Source organism: Dyella sp. OK004 (assembly GCF_900114495.1).
Lineage (GTDB): Bacteria > Pseudomonadota > Gammaproteobacteria > Xanthomonadales > Rhodanobacteraceae > Dyella_D.
On record NZ_FOZI01000001.1, the window covers coordinates 1,202,417 to 1,220,633 of the forward strand.

An 18,217-nucleotide genomic window follows, 5' to 3' on the forward strand; every position below is an offset into this window, starting at 1 on the left:
CTTTTGTATGACAAATGCCTCGGCGCCGCAGATCGGGCGCCCCGATGCATCAGTCTCCGCCGGCAGCACCAGAGGAAGCAGACTTCATGAGGAAGCCGAACGCCGTTCGCAACCTTTATGGCCACGTGATGCACGAGCTCGGCCTGCGCATCGTGAGCGGCAAGGTACAGCCGGGCGATGTGCTGCCGCGCGAAGAGACGCTGGCCGAAAGCTTGCTGGTCAGCCGCACAGCGCTGCGCGAAGCCTTGAAGGTGCTGTCCGCCAAAGGCCTGATCGAATCGCGCGCCGGCGTAGGCGCGCGCGTGCTGGAAGAACGCTTCTGGAACCAGCTCGACGCCGACGTGCTGGCGTGGCGCTGCGCCTCGATGCCCACCGACGATTTCGTCGACAAGCTGGTAGAGATGCGCGAAATCATCGAGCCGGCGGCCGCGGCAGCCGCTGCGCGCCGTCGCACGGCGGAGCAACTGGCGGACATCGAAACCGCATTCAAAGCGATGGATGCGGCACAGACGCTCGATGCCTGGGCCGAAGCCGATCTGCAATTCCACGATGCGGTGCTGCAGGCGACCGGCAACGAATTGCTGTCGTCGCTGTTCTCCGTGGTCGAGACCGCGCTGGGCACCTTCTTTGTGCTGTCCGCGCGCACCGTGAGCAACTTCAAGTATTCGCTGCCGCACCATCAGAAGGTGCTGGAAGCGATTCGCCGTAAACAACCGGAAGTGGCGCGCAAGGCGATGCTGGCGATGATCGCGGACTCCCAGGCCAACCTGCAGCGTAACCGCGGCCGCGCACGCAAGAAGGCGAGTGCGTGACTAGGGCGACGCTGATGAAGTATCGCGATCGTCACCAGCCCTGTCTGTTCGCAGGCCGCAGGATCGTCGGCGAAGGCAGACTGGCCGTCTGTCGAGACGGCGGACCGAAGGCATGCGGACAGACAGGGCTGGCCCCAACGCATGAAAATTCAAATGATGGGGTGATGCCAGGAAGGCTCGCAGGCTGCGCCGCGTGGCTTGCCAAGACGGCCAGTCTTCCCTGCGCCACACGACACAGCCTGCGAGCCTTCCTGGCATCATGACGAACGCGATACTTCATCAGCGTCGCCCTGGCCTTATCGGCCTGGACTGGGGCACCACGCATCTGCGCGCCTATCGCTATGGCGACGCGGGCACCGTGCTCGAAAGCCGGGCCTTGTCGTACGGTATCCGCCAACTGCCATCGGGCGGTTTCACCCAGGCTTTCGAGGAAGCCACCGCCAGTTGGCCTGAGGCGCCGGTGATCGCTTGCGGCATGGTCGGAAGCCGCAACGGCTGGTGCGAGACGCCTTATATAGACACGCCAGCCGATGTATCCCGGCTGGCGCATGCGTTGACCTTGTTGTCCCTGCCTGATGGACGCACGCTGCATCTGGTCTCCGGCCTGCGCGATCCCGAACGGCCGGACGTGATGCGCGGCGAAGAGACTCAAATCCTTGGCGTGCTGGCGCAGCACACCGATGTTCCGTGGAGCGGCACCTTGTTGCTGCCCGGCACGCATAGCAAGTGGGTGCGCATCACCGAAAGCGTCGTTACCGGTTTCGCCACCATGATGACCGGCGAGCTGTACGGCTTGTTGAGCCGCCACTCCATTCTGGGCGGGGCACCGGCGGATGCCGCGCATGACGATGCCGCTTTCCAGCAAGGCGTCCGTGCCGCGCGCGACAGCGGCGCTGCGGGCGCTCTTTCCATCCTGTTCTCAGCACGCGCATTGATGCTCGACGGTGCGCTGACCTCCGACGCCGTGCCTTCCTATCTTTCCGGTCTGCTGATTGGCGACGAATTGCGCGCCGCCATCGCCGCCGGCTGGGCCGATGCGGCCTTGCCGGTGCAGATGGTGGGTTCGATGGCACTGTGCCAACGCTATGCCGATGCCGCAGGCGTGTTCGGCCTGCGTCTACGTCAAGCACCGGAGAACATTACCGCGCAAGGCTTGTGGCGGGTCGCCGCGGCGGCCGGCCTGATTGATCACGCATCCACAAGAGTTCCCACGCCATGAATCAGTGGCTGCAACCCCTTCCGCTGGTCGCCATCCTGCGCGGCCTGCATCCCGATCAGGCGCTGGAGATCGGCACCGCGATTGTCGACGCCGGCTTCCGCGTACTCGAAGTGCCGCTGAATTCGCCGCGGCCGCTGGAAAGCATCCGCCTACTGGCCGATGCCTTTGGCGATCGCTGTCTGGTCGGCGCGGGCACAGTGTTATCGACCGCGAAGGTGCACGAGGTCGCCGAGGCTGGCGGCCGACTGATCGTGATGCCGCATGCGGACACCGCGGTGATCGCCGAAGCCAAGCGCGCCGGCTTGTACTGCGTCCCGGGCGTGTCCACACCCACCGAAGCTTTCGCCGCACTGCATGCAGGTGCGGACGCGCTGAAGATTTTCCCCGCCGAAGCCATTCCGCCGGCCGTGGTCAAAGCCTGGCGCGCGGTGTTGCCACCGGATCTCGCGCTGCTCCCGGTCGGCGGCATTACGCCGGACAACATGCGCCCGTATATCGCTGCCGGCGCGCGCGGCTTCGGCATCGGCTCGGCGCTCTTTGCGCCAGGGCGAAGCGCGGCCGAAACGGCTACGCGTGCACTCGCTTTCGCAACCTCTTGGCAAGAACTCGCACATCTAGGGACGAGTGCATGAAGATCACAAGTATCAAAACCTTTCTGGTACCGCCGCGCTGGTGTTTCGTGCGCATCGAGACCGACAGCGGCATCGTCGGCTGGGGCGAACCCGTCGTCGAAGGACGCGCGCAGACGGTGGCGGCGGCGGTCGACGAGCTGTCCGACTACCTGATCGGCAAGGACCCGAGTCCCATCGAGGATTTGTGGAGCGTGATGTACCGCGGCGGTTTTTATCGCGGTGGCCCGATCCTGATGAGTGCCATCGCCGGCATCGACCAGGCGCTGTGGGACATCAAGGGCAAGCATTTGGGCGTGCCCACGCACGTGCTGTTCGGCGGCCCGGTGCGCGATCGCATCCGCGTGTACTCGTGGATCGGCGGCGACCGTCCGGCGGATACCGCCAAGGCCGCGCGCGACGCTGTGGCGCGCGGCTTCACCGCGGTCAAGATGAATGGCACGGAGGAGATGCACTTCGTCGACTCCTACGACAAGGTCGAGCGCGTGCTGGAAAACGTGCAGGCAGTGCGTGATGCAGTTGGCCCGCATATCGGCCTTGGCGTGGATTTCCACGGCCGCGTGCACAAGCCAATGGCCAAGGTGCTGATGCGCGAACTGGCGCCGTACAAGCTGATGTTTATCGAGGAGCCGGTGCTGTCCGAGCATCTCGAAGCGATTCCGGAACTGGCAGCCATTTCGCCCGCACCCATCGCGCTCGGCGAGCGCATGTACTCGCGCTACGACTTCAAGCGCCTGCTGCAGACCGGCGGCGTCGACATCATTCAGCCCGATCCCTCGCACTCTGGCGGCATTACTGAAACGCGCAAGATCGCGGCGATGGCCGAAGCCTATGACGTGGCGCTGGCGCTGCATTGCCCGCTGGGACCGATTGCACTGGCCGCGAACCTGCAGCTGGATGCGATCTGCCACAACGCGTTCATCCAGGAGCAAAGCCTCGGTATCCACTACAACGCCGCCAACGATCTGCTCGACTACGTCACCGACCGCAGCGTGTTTGCCTATAAGGACGGTTACGTGACAATCCCGGGCGGCCCGGGTCTTGGCGTAGAGGTCAACGAAGCGTACGTCGCCGAACGCGCCGCCGTTGGCCATCGCTGGCGCAATCCGCTCTGGCGCCATGCCGACGGCAGCGTGGCGGAGTGGTGAGGCGATGACGGCCTTTGCCAGCTATCCCAGCCTTGCCGGCCGCAATGTGCTGATCACCGGTGGCGCCAGCGGCATCGGCGCGTCCTTCGTCGAACATTTCGCGAAGCAGGGCGCGCGGGTCGGCTTTATGGACCGCGACGATGCTTCCGCGCATGCCTTGATGGCGCAGCTTGGCGGCGTCGCGCATGCACCGGTGTACCAGCATTGCGACATCACCGACCTCGATGCTTTGCAGGCCACGATCAAAACGCTGCGCGAAGCGACCGGTCCGTTCTCGGTGCTGGTCAATAACGCGGCCAACGATGTGCGCCACTCGCTAGCCGATGCCGATGAAGCGCTGTTCGAACAAAACATAGCGGTGAACCTGCGTCACCAGGTTTTCGCCACCAAGGCGGTGATCCCCGATATGCGTTCGCTCGGCGGCGGCTCGATCATCTGCCTGGGCTCCGTCGGCTGGATGCAGAAGAATGCCGGCTATCCGCTGTACGCCATGGCGAAGGCGGGCATCCACGGTTTCGTCAACGGCATGGCGCGCGAACTTGGCGCTCATCGCATCCGCATCAATTGCCTGGTGCCGGGCTGGGTGATCACCGAAAAGCAGCGGCGACTGTGGCTGGATGCCGAAGGCGAGGCCTCGATCAAACGCATGCAGTGCATGCCCGGCTATCTCGACGCAGCGGATCTGGCGCGCGCCGCCCTGTTCCTTGCCGCAGACGACAGCCGCATGTGCACGGGGCAGGATTTTATCGTTGATGGTGGCTGGGTATGAGTCTCGCGGTTCGCGTTGCCCATGCGCATCCGCACATCCTCGGCGAGGGCGTGCTGTGGGAAGAGCGCGAACAGGCCGTTTACTGGACCGATATTGCTGGCAGCACGCTGTGGAGGCTGCATCCGGCCGATGGCCATATCACGCATTGGCGCATGCCCGAACGGCTGGCATCGTTCGCGTTGTGCGAGGCCGAGGGATGGCTGCTGCTCGCGCTGGCGTCGCAGCTCGCGTTCTTCCATCTCGAACAACAACTGCTGATTCCGCTGCACGCCATCGAGCACGGCTTGTCCACGCGCGCCAACGACGGTGCCTGCGATCGCCAGGGCCGCTTCGTGTTTGGCACGCTGCACGAACCTGCCGCGGGTGCGAAGCAACCCGTCGGGGGTTTCTATCGGCTGCATACCGACCTGCGGCTGGAGAAACTACCGCTGCCCAGCGTGGCCATCAGCAACAGCATCGCTTTCAGTCCGGCCGGCGATCGCATGTATTTCTGCGATTCGCTGACCCGCAAGATTCTCTGCTGCGACTACGGCGACCGGCTCGGTGCGCCGCGCGTGTTCGTCGATCTCGATGGGATCGCAGGTGAGCCCGATGGCTCGGCGGTCGATGCGGAGGGTGCGCTATGGAATGCGCAATGGGGTATGCACCGCGTAGTGCGTTACCTACCCGACGGAACGGAAGACCTGGTGCTCGATCTGCCGGCGCGCCAGCCGACGCGTCCGGCGTTCGGTGGACCCGATTTGAAAACGCTCTACGTCACCAGCGCACGTGACGGCCTTACCGCGACCCAACTTGCCGACGACCCTCATGCCGGCGCGCTGTTCGCCCTGGCCGCCCCCGTGGCGGGCCTGCGCGAACCGCGCTTCACCGGTTCACCGCCTCACCACGGATAGTCGAACACGGAAGGCCACATGGCCGATCCGTCTCCAGCGAACGCAGGAATCCATCCATGAATACTGTTACTCCGACGACTGCCGCTTCATCCTCCGCCGCACCGGTTCCAGCGGCGGCCTCGCGTGCTACTGCTGTATTCACCTGCATCCTCGCCGCGCTCGCCGGCCTGATGTTCGGTCTGGATATCGGCGTGATTTCCGGCGCCAGCCAATTTATCCAGAAGGAATTTCAGATCTCCGATCACATGATCGAGTGGATCGTGAGCAGCATGATGCTGGGCGCGGCGCTGGGCGCGCTCGGTGCCAGCTGGATGTCAGCCGCACTCGGCCGCAAGCGCTCGCTGATTCTTGGCGCCGTATTGTTCGTCACCGGCTCGCTGCTGTGCGGCTGGGCCTGGTCGCCGGAAGCACTGATTGCCGCGCGCCTGATTCTGGGCCTGGCCATCGGCATCGCCACGTTCACCGCCCCGCTGTATCTGGCCGAAGTGGCGCCGGAACATATTCGCGGCGCAATGATCTCGCTGTACCAGCTGATGATCACCATTGGCATCCTGGTCGCCTTCCTTTCCGACACCGCCTTCAGCTACACCGGCAACTGGCGCTGGATGCTTGGCGTGATCGCGATTCCCGGCGCGCTGTTCCTATTCGGCGTGTTCTTTCTGCCCGACAGCCCGCGCTGGTTGATGATGCGCGGCCGCCAGCGCGACGCGCACGACGTGCTGATCCGCCTGCGCGGCGATGAAAGCGTGGCGCATCGCGAAATGACCGACATCGCCGAACAACTGAAGACGCCGCAGCGCGGCTGGCACTTGTTCCTGGAGAACGCGAACTTCCGCCGCTCGGTCGGCCTTGGCGTGCTGCTGCAGCTGATGCAGCAGTTCACCGGCATGAACGTGGTGATGTACTACGCGCCGCGCATCTTCGAGAACATGGGCTATGACCCCCACGCGCAGCTGTGGTTTACCGCTATCGTGGGCCTTACCAATGTGCTGGCCACCTTTATCGCTATCGGCCTGGTCGATCGCCTGGGCCGCAAGCCGATCCTGTACATCGGTTTCGTGGTGATGGCGCTGGGCCTGGGCGTTGTCGGCGCGATGATGCACCTGGGCATCACCTCGCACGTCGAGCAGTTGTTCACCGTCGGCATGCTGCTGGTCTTCATCGTCGGCTTCGCCATGTCCGCCGGCCCGCTTGTGTGGACGCTGTGCTCGGAAGTGCAGCCGCTGAAAGGCCGCGACTTCGGCATCGGCTGCTCCACCTTCACCAACTGGATCGCCAACATGATCGTCGGCGCCACCTTCCTCAGCCTGCTACACGGCATCGGTAACGCCGCCACCTTCTGGCTCTACGCCGGCCTCAACCTGGTGTTTATCGTGCTGACCTTCTGGCTGGTGCCGGAGACCAAGGGCGTCACCCTCGAACAGATCGAGAGCAAGTTGATGGCGGGTAAGCGACTGCGTGAAATCGGGCGCTGAGCGAATCGGAAACGGTTCCAGAAGCCTGTTCACAGGCTTCTGGAGTTCGCTGGACGGCTCCTCATGAGGGCTTGCTTGTTGGAGGCCTGAGGCATGGATTACACTTCACTTGTACAAAAACACGTACAAGTAGGAAAGCAGGCCATGCGCACCATCAATTTCAGCGATGCCCGGGGCAACCTCAAAGAGGTGCTCGACAACGTTGCATCGGATCACGCCATCACCCTCATCAAGCGTCGTGACGCCGAGGATGCCGTGGTGATGTCCGTGAGCGACTACAACTCCATCCAGGAAACCCTGTATCTGTTTGGCAACCCTGCCAACGCGGAGCGCCTACATACCGCTATGGCGGAAGCCGAAGCATCGCTTCCGGCTGGTGCGCGAATACTGGGGCCGAAGGGCAACGCAAGCATGCCCACCGTGAAGACCGCCAAGAAAAACGGTCCACGCAAAGTGATGATGGTGCAGGAGAGCAAGAGCCGCGTGGATAGTTACAAGGTTCCTCGCCCACCCAAGAAGGCAACCGCCAAGCCGCGCGGGAAGAAAGGCGCGTAAATGGCGATCCAAAAGGAAAGGGATGACCTTTGGTGGATGGGCCAAGGCTGGGAAGACTACCTCTACTGGCAGGCCAACGATCCCAAGAAGGTCGAAGCCATCAATGACCTGATTACAGATATCCGGCGGAATCCGTGGGCTGGCTTGGGCAAGCCAGAGCCGCTCAAAGCCAATTGGGCAGGATGGTGGTCACGCCGCATCACCATCGAGCATCGCCTGGTCTACCGATTGTTCGACATGGATAAGCCAGGCAAGGGGCAAGCGAAGCCCGGGAAGATCACGGTGATCCAGATCGCTCAGGCTCGCTTTCACTACGGCAAGAAATAAGCCCGCGAAGTATCAATACCCGCATGGATGTGCTGACGCTCGCTCCCGGCGACCGGGTATGGCCATTTATCCACGCGTCTTGCCGTGCTCTTTTCCAGCGCTGACCACTTCGGCCTTCACGGCATCCGTATGCTGCCCCAGCATCGGCGCCGCAAACGGCTTCGGCCCCGGCGTCCGGCCGAATTTAATAGACTGCGCCACGCCGTGATATTGGCCCACAGTGGGATGCTCCAGCGTGCCGACGATGCCTTCGGCCACCACTTGCGGATGCTCGAACATATCCTCGATACGGCGCGCGGCGGCGCAAGGCACCTCGTCACCGAACAGGCTTTCCCATGCCATCGCACTGTGCGCGGCGAGCGCGTCGTGGAGCTTCGGCAGAATCTCCGCCGCATGCTCAGCGCGCTTGCGCACGCTGTCATAGCGCTCATTGGCGGCCAGCGCCTGCAAACCGGTCTTCTCGCATAACGCGCGCCAGAAATGCGGCGTGTTGGCGGAGATATAGATGTAGCCGTCTGATGTCGGATGGATACCGGTGACGCCGCCGGAGCGCATATCGCGCCCGATATCCAGCGATTCGCCATCCGCCCAGATCAACCGCGCTGACTGCATGGTTAGCGCGCTGCGCAACAACGACACTCCCACAAACTGCCCCAACCCGCTGCGCTCACGCTCGAAGAGCGCAGACGACACACCCGCCGCGAGCAGGGCCGCGGTGTAGTAATCCACCACCGAGCCGTAGATGATTTCCGGTGGACCACCGCGCTTGCCTTGCAGCGCGCACATGCCGGTCATGGTCTGCAGCACCTGGTCATAGCCGGCCTTGTCCTTCATCGGCCCGCTCTCGCCATAACCCGTCACCGCGCAATAAATCAACCGCGGATTGATCACGCTCAGCGATTCGAAATCGATCCCCAGCCGCTTCGGCACATTCGGGCGGAAGTTATGCACCAACACATCCGCTTCACGCACCAGCTTGAGCAGCGTCGCGTGATCGTTGGCGTTCTTCAGATCCAGCACCATCCCGCGCTTACTGCGATTCACCCCGAGAAACGCTCGGCTCTCGCTAGGCAAGGTCGACGGATACTGTCGCAGATTATCCCCGCCCGGCGGCTCGATCTTGACCACATCCGCACCCTGATCCGCGAGCAAGGTGCACCCATAAGGCCCCGCGATATAGGCACTTAAATCAAGCACACGGATGCCATCCAGCGGCCCCCGCGAAACCGGCGAAACCGCCGCATCAGGTGGAATGCTTTCCATACGCCGTGCTTCCGCAGAACTCCAAAACCCAAAGCCTAGACAACTTTGCGCCGAGACCCCGTAAAGAAACAGCCGGACTTCATATGTTCACCCGACACAAACCCTTGCGTCATCGCGAGCACCCAACCCTCTCCACGGAGGGGAGAGGGAGCAAAGCAGCAATGCCCCACGGCGGAGAAAACCATCGCGACGCCTGACACTGGAAGATGCGTAGCTACAGAGCGCACCGCCTGCTCTCAGGCCATTTCTCTTTGGTTACTTTCTCTTTGGGCCAGCAAAGAGAAAGTGACCCGAGCCGCGGCAGCGGTTCGGAAGCCCGCGGCAGGCGAGCCAGAGCACGCAGACGCCAAAACCGAGCGACAACGCCACTGGATGACCAGCTTCGCTGTTGTGAAGCGCCTCCGGCCTTCGCCGGAATGACGAAGTAGGGGGGAATGTCGCAAGGGCAGAATCCTCACCCCAACCCTCTCTCAGAAGGGAGCCGAAGCGTCATCAGGCGCCAGCGACATCCACGTCAATCGCCACACCCCATCCACCCGCCCCCCAGCGCAAAAATAAGGCTCAAACACCAACGGCTCCCGATACCCCAACCTCAACACAACCCTCGGCACATCCCCCGACACACTCTCCAACCACTCAGACTCCGGCCCATCCGGCACCCGCACCGTCTCCTCCACCTTGAACCCATCAATCAACCCAGTGGCGTACACCAACGGCCCCCGTGTCACCGCCAGATAATCAAAGCGCAACACCTGCTGCCGCACCGCCTCGCCATCCGGCGCCCGCGACTCCTGCACATTGCGATTCATCGCACGATGCGTACGGATCGCCATCGGCAAGCGCAGCACCACCTCGTCACCATCGCGCCACGCCCGCTCGATCACCGCATAAGCGCCGGGCGCCGCCTCCACAACATCGCCATCTACCTCGATGACAGCACCAGCAGCCCACGACGGCACACGCAAACGCACGGCGAAGCGCGCCTCGTGTTCAACCGCGAGCTTCAGGCGCACCTCACCCTCGAACGGATACGCCGTGCGCTGTTCCACCACCACCTTGCCCGCCACCGGCAACACCAACTCCGCCGCACCCGCGCCATACAGATGCACCGCGATGCCATCCTCCGTGCGCGCGTAGGCGACGCCGGGCAGTTCCTCCAGCGCCATGGCGCCGCTCGACTTGCAGCAACGCCAATAGGTCGTGTGCACACGGCGCCCGTTGGGAAACACGTAGTAGCACCAGTCCTCGCCGTTCGGCGCCTGCGCACCGAGCAGGTCGTTATAGGCGGTGCGTTCAATCTCCTCGGCGTACTTCGCTTCACCACTGATGGCCAGCAGTTCGCGGTTGAGTTGGATCCACGCCAGGCTGGAACAGGTTTCCACATAACCGTAGGGACTGAACACGCCGGCCGGATTGAACACTTCGCGCGAGCGATGCGCCACGCCACCCCACGGGCCGCCGCCCAGCGTCAGATGATGATCGCGGATGCTGTGCCACATGCGGTCCAGCACGCGTCGGTAGGTGGCGTCACCCGTGATGCGATAGAGCTTGGCGAGACCAACCAGATTCCAGGCGAGCTGATAGGCCTTGCCTGTAGCGATCTCCGACGCATCGGCACCCGCCTCCACGCGTTGCAGCAGCGCAAGCGCGGGATTGCGATCAGCCTGCCCTAGGACGTGCAATGCGAGATCCAGGTAGCGCTGTTCGCCGGTGGCGAGATGCAGCTCTGCCATCGGGTCCATCAACACAGTGGCGGACATGCCGTGGTGATTGCCGAGCTCGGTGATGTCGATGCCTTCATCGATCAGCGTGTGCCAGCACAGATCGCCGATGCGACGGGCCGCGTCGAGATAACGCGGCTCGGGAAAATGCCGATGCACTTCCAACAAGCCGAGCACCAGATAGGCGTGGTTCCAGATATCCCAGGTGCGCACGCTGGGCTCGCCGTTCCAGCTCACCGGTTTGGGCCGCTGCCTGCGCATGAAGCGGCGCTCGGGTGCGTAGGTGCCGAGATAGCCATCGGCTTCTTGCACGCTGACCAGAAAATCCGCCACACGACGCAGGCGTGCAAGCAGATCCGCATCCGCCGTGCGCGCAGCGGCTTTTGCCGCGGCGTACAGCCATTTGCCCGCGTGTTCGCCATACCAGTCGCCCTCCGCATTGGTAGCGCGCTGCTCGGGCCCAAAGATCACGATGGCGGGGCTGTGTTCGTCGACGATGAAATGCGAGAGACGGCCGCGCGCGTTCGCGTCCAGCGCTTCGCCCAGCAGGCCGCCGAGTCGCACTTTGGACGCAGCGGGTGTGTCGTTGGCGATGCTCATGCGCTCAATCCGCATCGACTACGCAACGGAAGCCCACGCTGCCGGAGCGGTCCTTGCATGGTGCCATCAGCAGCAGCTTGCCGTGCTGGTCCAATCGGTAGGCCTGCGGGAAATACCAATGCGAGGTCTGCGGCTGATACGCGCTGCCACCGCGCAGGATCGCCGCGCGCGTGTGCTCGTCGAGATACTCGTCGGTCCACTGCCACACATTGCCGACCAGATCGAGCACGCCGAACGGGCTGGCACCGGACGGATGTGCATCCACATCATCCGGCGCGCACAGGCGGCGGCCACGGTTCGTTGCAGGCACCGCGTCCTCGCACCAGGCATCGCCCCAGGGATAGCGCCTGCCATCGGTTCCCTGCGCGGCGTACTGCCATTCCCATTCGCGCGGCAGGCGCTTGCCGGCCCACTGCGCGTAGGCGCGCGCGTCTTCCAGCGCAACCCAGGTCACCGGCTTGTTGTCCCAGCCCTTCGGTGGCGCACCGTTCTGCCAATGGCGCAGATAGTTGTGCGTGTCGCGCGGACGGTAGCTGCTGGCTTCGACAAATTGAAGGTACTGCGCATTGGTGACCGGTGTACGGTCGATATGAAAGGCGGCCATGCGCATGTGATGGCGATGGTTGCGGCGCGCGCTGCTCTCCCACGGGTACTGCACATCCACGCCTTCCCAGGTCTGGCCTTCGATCGCCGCGCCACCGACCACGAAATCGAAATCACCGGCCGGAATCGTCACCATGCCTTCCAGCGCGCTGATGGCTGGCTGGGTGGCTGCAATCGCCACTAATTGCTGTGGAATCGCTTTCCACTGACGCGACAGGCTGCGCAGCGGCGTGGCCGCCAAGGCGCGCATGCGGGTGAGGAACGCATCCAGCCCATCACACAACGCGCCGGGGGCCAGCGCAAGCAAGGCGCCGAAACCACTGCCTTCCATCGTGAAATCGAAATGTGCTTTCCCGAGTGACAAACGAGGCTCGATCCCCGTGCCGTTCCACACATCGAAATAACGCGTGCCTTCCACATGAGGCAAGGCGATCTGCTCCCCGGTCACCTCGTACTCGTTGCGATTCACCATGGTCACTAGCGTGATGCCGTCGTGCGGGAAGCGGCTGGCGAACACGCCGGCCTGCAAGGTGTGCAAGTAAGGACGCCAGTCGCGGCTGACCATGCATGGCGCGAACATGCGCTCGATCGACGCGATGCGGCGCAGGCTTTCGGCGTCGCGCGAGGTGAGCTGGTTCCAGATGCCCCACACGTTTTCCCAGGCGTTGTAACCGATGCCGTTGAAGAAGATGTATTGCAGATCGTGGTTGCGGTCGCGGCCCCAGCGATTCTCGTAGTTGATCATGTGGCGCGGCTCCAGCCACTTGAACTTCGCCACGGGCGGCACCGGTTCGTTCGGCGCTTTCTTGCCCCAGCTCTGCACGTTCCAGATCAGTGCCTCTTCCGCGCTGATGGTGGATTCGGGCTGCAACACCACCGGACTGCCCAGCGCATCGCAAGCGTCGATGAAGGCGCGCGGCACGCCGTTGTAGGTATCGCCGTTGATGCCGTCCGCACCCACCGCCTTGACCAGTTCGGCGATGGCCTGCCAGTCGCTCTGGCCCTGTTCGCGCGTGCCGTTGTCCCACGGCATGGTGGGCAGGAACACGCGCACGCCGCGGCGATGGAAATCCGCCACCGCGCCTCGCAGACCCTCGATACCGCCGGGCAGGTCGCGGGCGAGATCGAACTGGTTGCGGTCGTCGATGCCGATGTTCGGGTACACGTACCACAGCAGCACGCTGTCGATGCCACCGTAGCGTTGTTCCAGATCGTCCAGATAACGGTCCACGGTGTAGCGACCCGCCTGCGGGTCGTAGAAGTAGCGGTCCTCCACCATCATCTGCGCGTGCACAAAGTTGCGCTGCGCCCATTGCAACTCGGGCCGCCGATAGTTGGCGTCGTCGTAGCCGATGCGAGTGAGGTGTTCGCGGCGCCAGTCGATCAGCTCGGCGATCCAGTCGTCGAAAGTGCCGTCCACGTCCATCTTCCAGTGGCCGATTTCGGCGAACGGCCAGCCCGGTGCCTTGCCCGGCGTAGGCAGGTAGCGACCGGTGGTGACGTGGGAGAACTTGTACTCGGTCTTCACCGGCGGCCCGAGGTTGTCAGCCTGGTCGTTGCTGGCCTGCTCGTCGTCGGGCGGATCGTTGCGCTGGATCATGCGTTGGACTCTTGAAACATCGGAATCAGGCGAAGCCGCCATAGACGGCGAGCTCTCGGGTGGATGCGTCCGCGCGTTCGGCGAGCAGTCGCTCCACCTCGTCATAGCCGGGCACGCCGGTCTGCGCACCCAGCCGGGTGCAGGCTAGCGCAGATGCGGCGCTGGCGCGGCGCAGGGCCGACGCGAACGGCAGGCCGCGGCTTAGCGCAGCCACCAGGGTGCCGCAGAAGGTGTCACCGGCGCCGGTGGTATCCAGTGCCGGTACGGCGAACGCGGGCTGCAACAGCCGCTGCCCGTCGATGCGGGCGCAGCAGCCGCGCGCGCCGAGCGTCACCACCACGCGAGGGACGTCGAGCGCATCCAGCGCGGCGGAGACATCGCCCGCGATGCCGGTCAGCGCGGCGAGTTCGCCTTCATTGACGATCAGCAGATCGCAGTGCGCCAGCAAGCTGGCGGGCAGTGCTTGCGCAGGCGCCGCATTGAGCACCACAGCGACACGCGCGGCACGCGCTGCGCAGGCCCAGGCTTCCACGCTGGGCAGCGGCGTTTCCAGTTGCAGCAGCAGATGCGTGACGCCAACCAGCGAAGACAGATGCTCCGGTCGCAACGCGCTGTTGGCGCCCGGTGCGACGGTAATTGCGTTTTCCGCGCTGTCGGAGAGGCAGACAAAGGCCACGCCGGTAGCTTGTTCCGTGCGCACGATGTCGAGCGCCACACCGGCATTGCGCAAGGAGGCTTCAAGCGGTGCGGCGAAAGCATCGTTGCCGAGCGCCAGCAACATGCGTGTGGCCGCACCGCCGGCGCGCGCGCAGGCTACCGCCTGGTTCGCGCCCTTGCCACCAGGAAAGGTATCGAAATCACGCCCCAGCACGGTTTCGCCAGGCGCAGGTACATGCGCCGCGCGCACCACGAAATCGAGATTGGCCGAGCCAGCCACCAGCACGCTGCCCCTGGATTCCACCGTCATGGTTGCAAGGCCTGATACACAAGGTTGTAGAAGGGGCGGCTGAGGCGCGGCAGATCCCTGCCGCCATCCTCGCGCGGCAGATGCTGCAACAACAGGATCGCCACCAGATGTTGCTTCGGATCGATGGTGTACGTGGTCGACGCCGCACCGCTCCAGCCGTATTGCCCCACCGAACCGAGCTGGCCGCGTTGGACCGGGTCCAGCACCACATAGCCGCCGATACCGAAGCCTTCCGCGTCGCTGAATTGCGTCACGGGCGGATACAGCATGGTGAGGTGGTTTCGCATCATCAGCTCGACAGTCTTGCGGCTTAGCAAGGTCTGGCCATCCAGCGTGCCGCCGTCGAGCAGCATCTGCGCGAAGCGCGCGTAATCGCTGGCTGTGGAATACAGCCCACCGGCGCCACTGGTGTAGGCGTTGAGCGGCACGCCGGGATGGTGTGCGCTTTCCGTGGGCGCGAGCGCCAGCTTGCCGTCCTTGCCCATCACCGTGAGATCCGCCACGTGCCCGCGCTCCGCGGTTGGCACACTGAAGCCGGTGTCGCGCATATGCAGAGGCGTGAAGATGCGTTGCTGCAGGAAGCTCTCGAAGGATTGTCCGGAAGCGACCTCCACCACGCGCGCCAGCAATTCCAGCGACGCACCGTCGTAGCCGAAACGCGTATCCGGATCGGCGGCCAGCGGCACGCGGCTCATGCGCGCCGCGAAGTCGCGCAGATCGGATGCGCCGTGCGGATCGACGCGCTCCATCAGCTTCACCGCCTGCTCGTCACCCTTCAGGCCGGCCGGATAGCCCGCGGTGTGGGTCAGTAATGCATGCAGGGTCGGCACGTTGGTAGCTTCACGAAACTTGGGCTCATCGGCCGTGCCACCGGTCAGCACCTGTGGTGCCGCAAAGCCGGGCAAGTGGCGCGACAACGGATCGTCCAACGACAGCTTGCCGTCCTCCACCAGCATCATCACCGCCACCGAGGTGATGGTCTTAGTCATGGAGTAGATGCGGAAGATGGCGTCCTTGCGCATTGGCACGCGGCGCGCGAGGTCGCTATAGCCGTAGGCCTGCCAATCGACGACCTTGCCGTTGCGCATCAGCAGGGTGACACCGCCGAGATAGCCGTTGGCGTCTGTCGATTTCCGCATGTAGTCGTGCAGCTGCTGCAGGCGTTCGGCCGAGATGCTCTGCGAGGCGGGACTGATTTCCGGCAACGCCGCCGTGGCGGCGCATGGAAGGGCGGCGCATAGTAGCAAGGCCGCCCATGTCATGGCCCAATGCGCCTTTCTGCGGACTTCGCTCATCAAAGTTTTCCTGCGGGCGGCCGCGACTCCGGTGTCACGGCCGCCGGTACAGCGCGCCAGTTCAAAAGCGGATGATCAGAAGGTGATGGTGTAGGTCAGCGAGGTCACGCGGCCACGGCCGGCCCAGTAGTTTTGGTAACCCGCGAGCTGCGACCAGCTGAGGATGTACTGCTTGTCGGTCAGGTTCTCCACGCCGAGCGAGAGCTTGCCGTAGCGCTGCAAGTCGTAGTTCACGCCCAGGTCCCACAAGGTGTAGCCGTGGGTCTGCTCGCTGTAGCTGAACGTGGCACCGTCGTAGGCGCGCGTATCGCTACCGGACACATGGCGGCCGAACAGCGAGGTGAAGCCCAGCGTGGCATCGGCCTGCGGCAGGAATTTCCAGGTGAGCGCGCCGGCCAGTTTGTCCGGGTTGATGTCGAGCACGCCCAGCGGCTTGTTCAAGCCGCCCGAGCCGTAACGGCCGGCCGGGTCGGCCGACCAGAACGAGGTCTTGCCGGTGATGTGCGAGTACAGGCCGGTGACCTTCCACGCTGGATTGAAGCGCCACTCACCGGTCACCTCGGTACCTTCGATGCGCACCGGGGCACGCGACAGGATGAAGTCGCTGGTGTGCGGATCGATCGCCAGCGACGAACCGAACGGCGATTTGGAAACATAGTGCGTCGCACCGAACGCGCCGCTCTCGCCGCGCCAATTGAAGCCGGCTTCGTAGTTCTTGAAGATAATCGCGTTGAGATCGCGGATGCGCGATACCGACTGCCCCGGCACATTGATGTTGCGCAACGGAATACCGATGTTGGGCAGGGTGAAGCCCTCGCTGTACGAGGTGAACACCGACCACTCGTCATTGACGCGCCAGATCGCGCCGAGATTCTTCAGCCCTTCCTTGTAGTTCAAGCTGCCACCCTGCACGAACACGCGGTTGCGGTAGTAGGTGGTGGTGTAGCTGTTGACGTCGAGCTTGTCGTCTTCTCTGCGATAGCCGCCGCTCACGGTGATTGGACCGATATCCCATGAGAGCTGCGCGTAAGGCGCCACGCTCTTGTAGTTCATCGGCGGCACCCACAGGCGGTTGGTCAGCGCCAGTCGCTGCTGGGCCTGATCCTTGGCGATGTCGATGCCGGTATGCAGTTCCAGGCCCGTGATGTTGAAGATGTCCGGGCGCGTCCACGAGGTGCGAATACCTTTCTTGTGCGCCAGGATTTCCGACTGGTCGAACAAGGTATTCAGCGGTGCGATCAGCGGATCCTGCTTGTCCTCGGTGTTCTCCGGCAAGTAGCGCATGGCCTGGTCCGCCTTATAGGCATTGATGTCCAGAAAGCCGCCGAAGAACTTCTCATTGGTGTACTGCAGGTTGTACTGCTTGAAGTCGTTGAAGGCATCCTTCGAACCAAAGATGTGGCCCTTCTCCGACGTGTTGGTGCGCGGCACGGCGCACGGCGGATTATCGGTTGGTCCGCGGCAGCCGAGCACCTGGATGTACTCGCCCTTGCCCTCGATGCGGAACTTGCTAAAGGAGAACTGCAGGCGCTGCTCGTTGTTCTCGCCGAAATTGACGCCGGCCTTGACGAACACGTTCTTCGATGTGGAATCGGACAGCGAGCCGCTGGTGTTCAAGCCGATGCGACGGCCGTTGCCGTCGTAGGTGATGCCGCGGTCGATATACGAGCCCGCCAGCAGCACGTCGTAGTTGTCCTGTTTACGCGCAAAAGTGGCACCGACCTTCCAGCTGCCGCTGTCGCTGTAACCCTGGGTCTGGTAGCGCGTGGTCAGCGTGGTTTCGTTGCCCTCCTTGGTCGGCACCTTGGAGATGTAGTTGATGATGCCGCCCGCCGCACCGATGCCTTCCGACGCGGAGGGACCGTTGATCACCTCCACGCGGCCGACGATGCCCATGTCGGTGAAGGTGCCGTTGCGCGTACCTTCGCGCAGCGGCGAACCCTGCGGCACACCGTCGAACAGGCGCAGCGGAATGCGGCCGCGCAGCGTTTCGCCGGTGTTGCTCATGGCTTGCGAGGATTCTGCATAGCCCGGCACCGAACGTGCCAGCACTGCCGTCGCGTCTTCGGTCACCAACAGGGTGTGCTGGATTTCCTCCTTCGACACCACCGTGATCGCACCCGGAATCTCATCCACCGACTTCGGGCTGCGCGTGCCGGTAACGATCACCTGTTGCAGATTGACGGCGCTCTTTTCCTTATCCGTCTTCTTCGCGTCCTTGCTGGTATCGGTGTTGCTGGCAGGCGTGGCGTCCTGCGCCTGCGCGTGGCTGCCGATCACGGAGAGCAGCAGGATGCTGCTGATCGCTGCGGAAAGTGGTTTGATCATGTCGCTTCTCATT

15 protein-coding genes are annotated in these 18,217 nt (G+C 63.6%); 9 read left to right on the forward strand and 6 right to left on the reverse strand.

The annotated features are described in order from the left end of the window. Window positions 1–86 precede the first annotated feature (86 nt). From BM338_RS05330 to BM338_RS05370, 9 genes are all read left to right on the forward strand, one after another. A complete protein-coding gene (locus BM338_RS05330) occupies window positions 87–812 on the forward strand; it encodes a FadR/GntR family transcriptional regulator (RefSeq protein ID WP_090449758.1) in 726 nt (241 codons plus the stop codon). Between the two features lie 259 nt (window positions 813–1,071). Further along, window positions 1,072–2,031, forward strand: a complete 960-nt coding sequence (locus BM338_RS05335; RefSeq protein ID WP_090449759.1) for a 2-dehydro-3-deoxygalactonokinase — start codon at window positions 1,072–1,074, stop codon at window positions 2,029–2,031. Next, on the forward strand, window positions 2,028–2,663 hold the full coding sequence (locus BM338_RS05340) for a 2-dehydro-3-deoxy-6-phosphogalactonate aldolase (RefSeq protein ID WP_090449760.1): 636 nt from the start codon (window positions 2,028–2,030) through the stop codon (window positions 2,661–2,663). Before BM338_RS05335 ends, BM338_RS05340 begins: the two co-directional genes overlap by 4 nt. Then, window positions 2,660–3,808, forward strand: coding sequence for a galactonate dehydratase (dgoD, locus tag BM338_RS05345; protein ID WP_090449761.1), 1,149 nt, complete (start codon window positions 2,660–2,662; stop codon window positions 3,806–3,808). The genes BM338_RS05340 and dgoD overlap by 4 nt, the downstream gene beginning before the upstream one ends. A gap of 4 nt (window positions 3,809–3,812) precedes the next feature. After that, window positions 3,813–4,577: an SDR family NAD(P)-dependent oxidoreductase gene (locus BM338_RS05350; protein ID WP_090449762.1), complete on the forward strand. Its 765-nt coding sequence runs from the start codon at window positions 3,813–3,815 to the stop codon at window positions 4,575–4,577. Then, window positions 4,574–5,470, forward strand: coding sequence for an SMP-30/gluconolactonase/LRE family protein (locus tag BM338_RS05355; RefSeq protein ID WP_090449763.1), 897 nt, complete (start codon window positions 4,574–4,576; stop codon window positions 5,468–5,470). Before BM338_RS05350 ends, BM338_RS05355 begins: the two co-directional genes overlap by 4 nt. Window positions 5,471–5,526: 56 nt before the next feature. Then, complete coding sequence (locus BM338_RS05360) at window positions 5,527–6,945, forward strand: sugar porter family MFS transporter (RefSeq protein WP_090449764.1); 1,419 nt, start codon at window positions 5,527–5,529, stop codon at window positions 6,943–6,945. Window positions 6,946–7,089: 144 nt separating this feature from the next. Beyond that, window positions 7,090–7,500 (forward strand): type II toxin-antitoxin system Phd/YefM family antitoxin, encoded by a 411-nt coding sequence (locus BM338_RS05365; RefSeq protein ID WP_090449765.1) that lies wholly within the window; start codon window positions 7,090–7,092, stop codon window positions 7,498–7,500. A 36-nt stretch (window positions 7,501–7,536) separates the two neighbouring features. Beyond that, on the forward strand, window positions 7,537–7,827 hold the full coding sequence (locus BM338_RS05370) for a Txe/YoeB family addiction module toxin (RefSeq protein WP_090450124.1): 291 nt from the start codon (window positions 7,537–7,539) through the stop codon (window positions 7,825–7,827). A 66-nt stretch (window positions 7,828–7,893) separates the two neighbouring features. Here the strand turns inward: BM338_RS05370 and BM338_RS05375 are convergent, their stop codons facing one another. The 6 genes from BM338_RS05375 to BM338_RS05400 all read right to left on the reverse strand — a co-directional run bounded on the left by BM338_RS05375 (window position 7,894) and on the right by BM338_RS05400 (window position 18,204). Then, entirely contained in the window at window positions 7,894–9,090 is a 1,197-nt protein-coding gene (locus BM338_RS05375) for a CaiB/BaiF CoA transferase family protein (protein ID WP_090449766.1), read from the reverse strand. 470 nt (window positions 9,091–9,560) lie between these two features. Next, window positions 9,561–11,411, reverse strand: a complete 1,851-nt coding sequence (locus BM338_RS05380) for a glycoside hydrolase family 127 protein (RefSeq protein WP_255367191.1) — start codon at window positions 11,409–11,411, stop codon at window positions 9,561–9,563. 4 nt (window positions 11,412–11,415) lie between these two features. Next, on the reverse strand, window positions 11,416–13,614 hold the full coding sequence (locus tag BM338_RS05385; protein ID WP_090449767.1) for a formylglycine-generating enzyme family protein: 2,199 nt from the start codon (window positions 13,612–13,614) through the stop codon (window positions 11,416–11,418). A 25-nt stretch (window positions 13,615–13,639) separates the two neighbouring features. Beyond that, window positions 13,640–14,581 carry a ribokinase gene (locus BM338_RS05390; RefSeq protein ID WP_090449768.1) on the reverse strand — a complete coding sequence of 314 codons (942 nt, stop codon included), beginning with the start codon at window positions 14,579–14,581 and terminating at the stop codon, window positions 13,640–13,642. Continuing rightward, on the reverse strand, window positions 14,578–15,876 hold the full coding sequence (locus tag BM338_RS05395; RefSeq protein ID WP_090449769.1) for a serine hydrolase domain-containing protein: 1,299 nt from the start codon (window positions 15,874–15,876) through the stop codon (window positions 14,578–14,580). The genes BM338_RS05390 and BM338_RS05395 overlap by 4 nt, the downstream gene beginning before the upstream one ends. A gap of 75 nt (window positions 15,877–15,951) precedes the next feature. After that, window positions 15,952–18,204, reverse strand: a complete 2,253-nt coding sequence (locus tag BM338_RS05400) for a TonB-dependent receptor (protein WP_090449770.1) — start codon at window positions 18,202–18,204, stop codon at window positions 15,952–15,954. Between the last annotated feature and the right edge of the window lie 13 nt (window positions 18,205–18,217).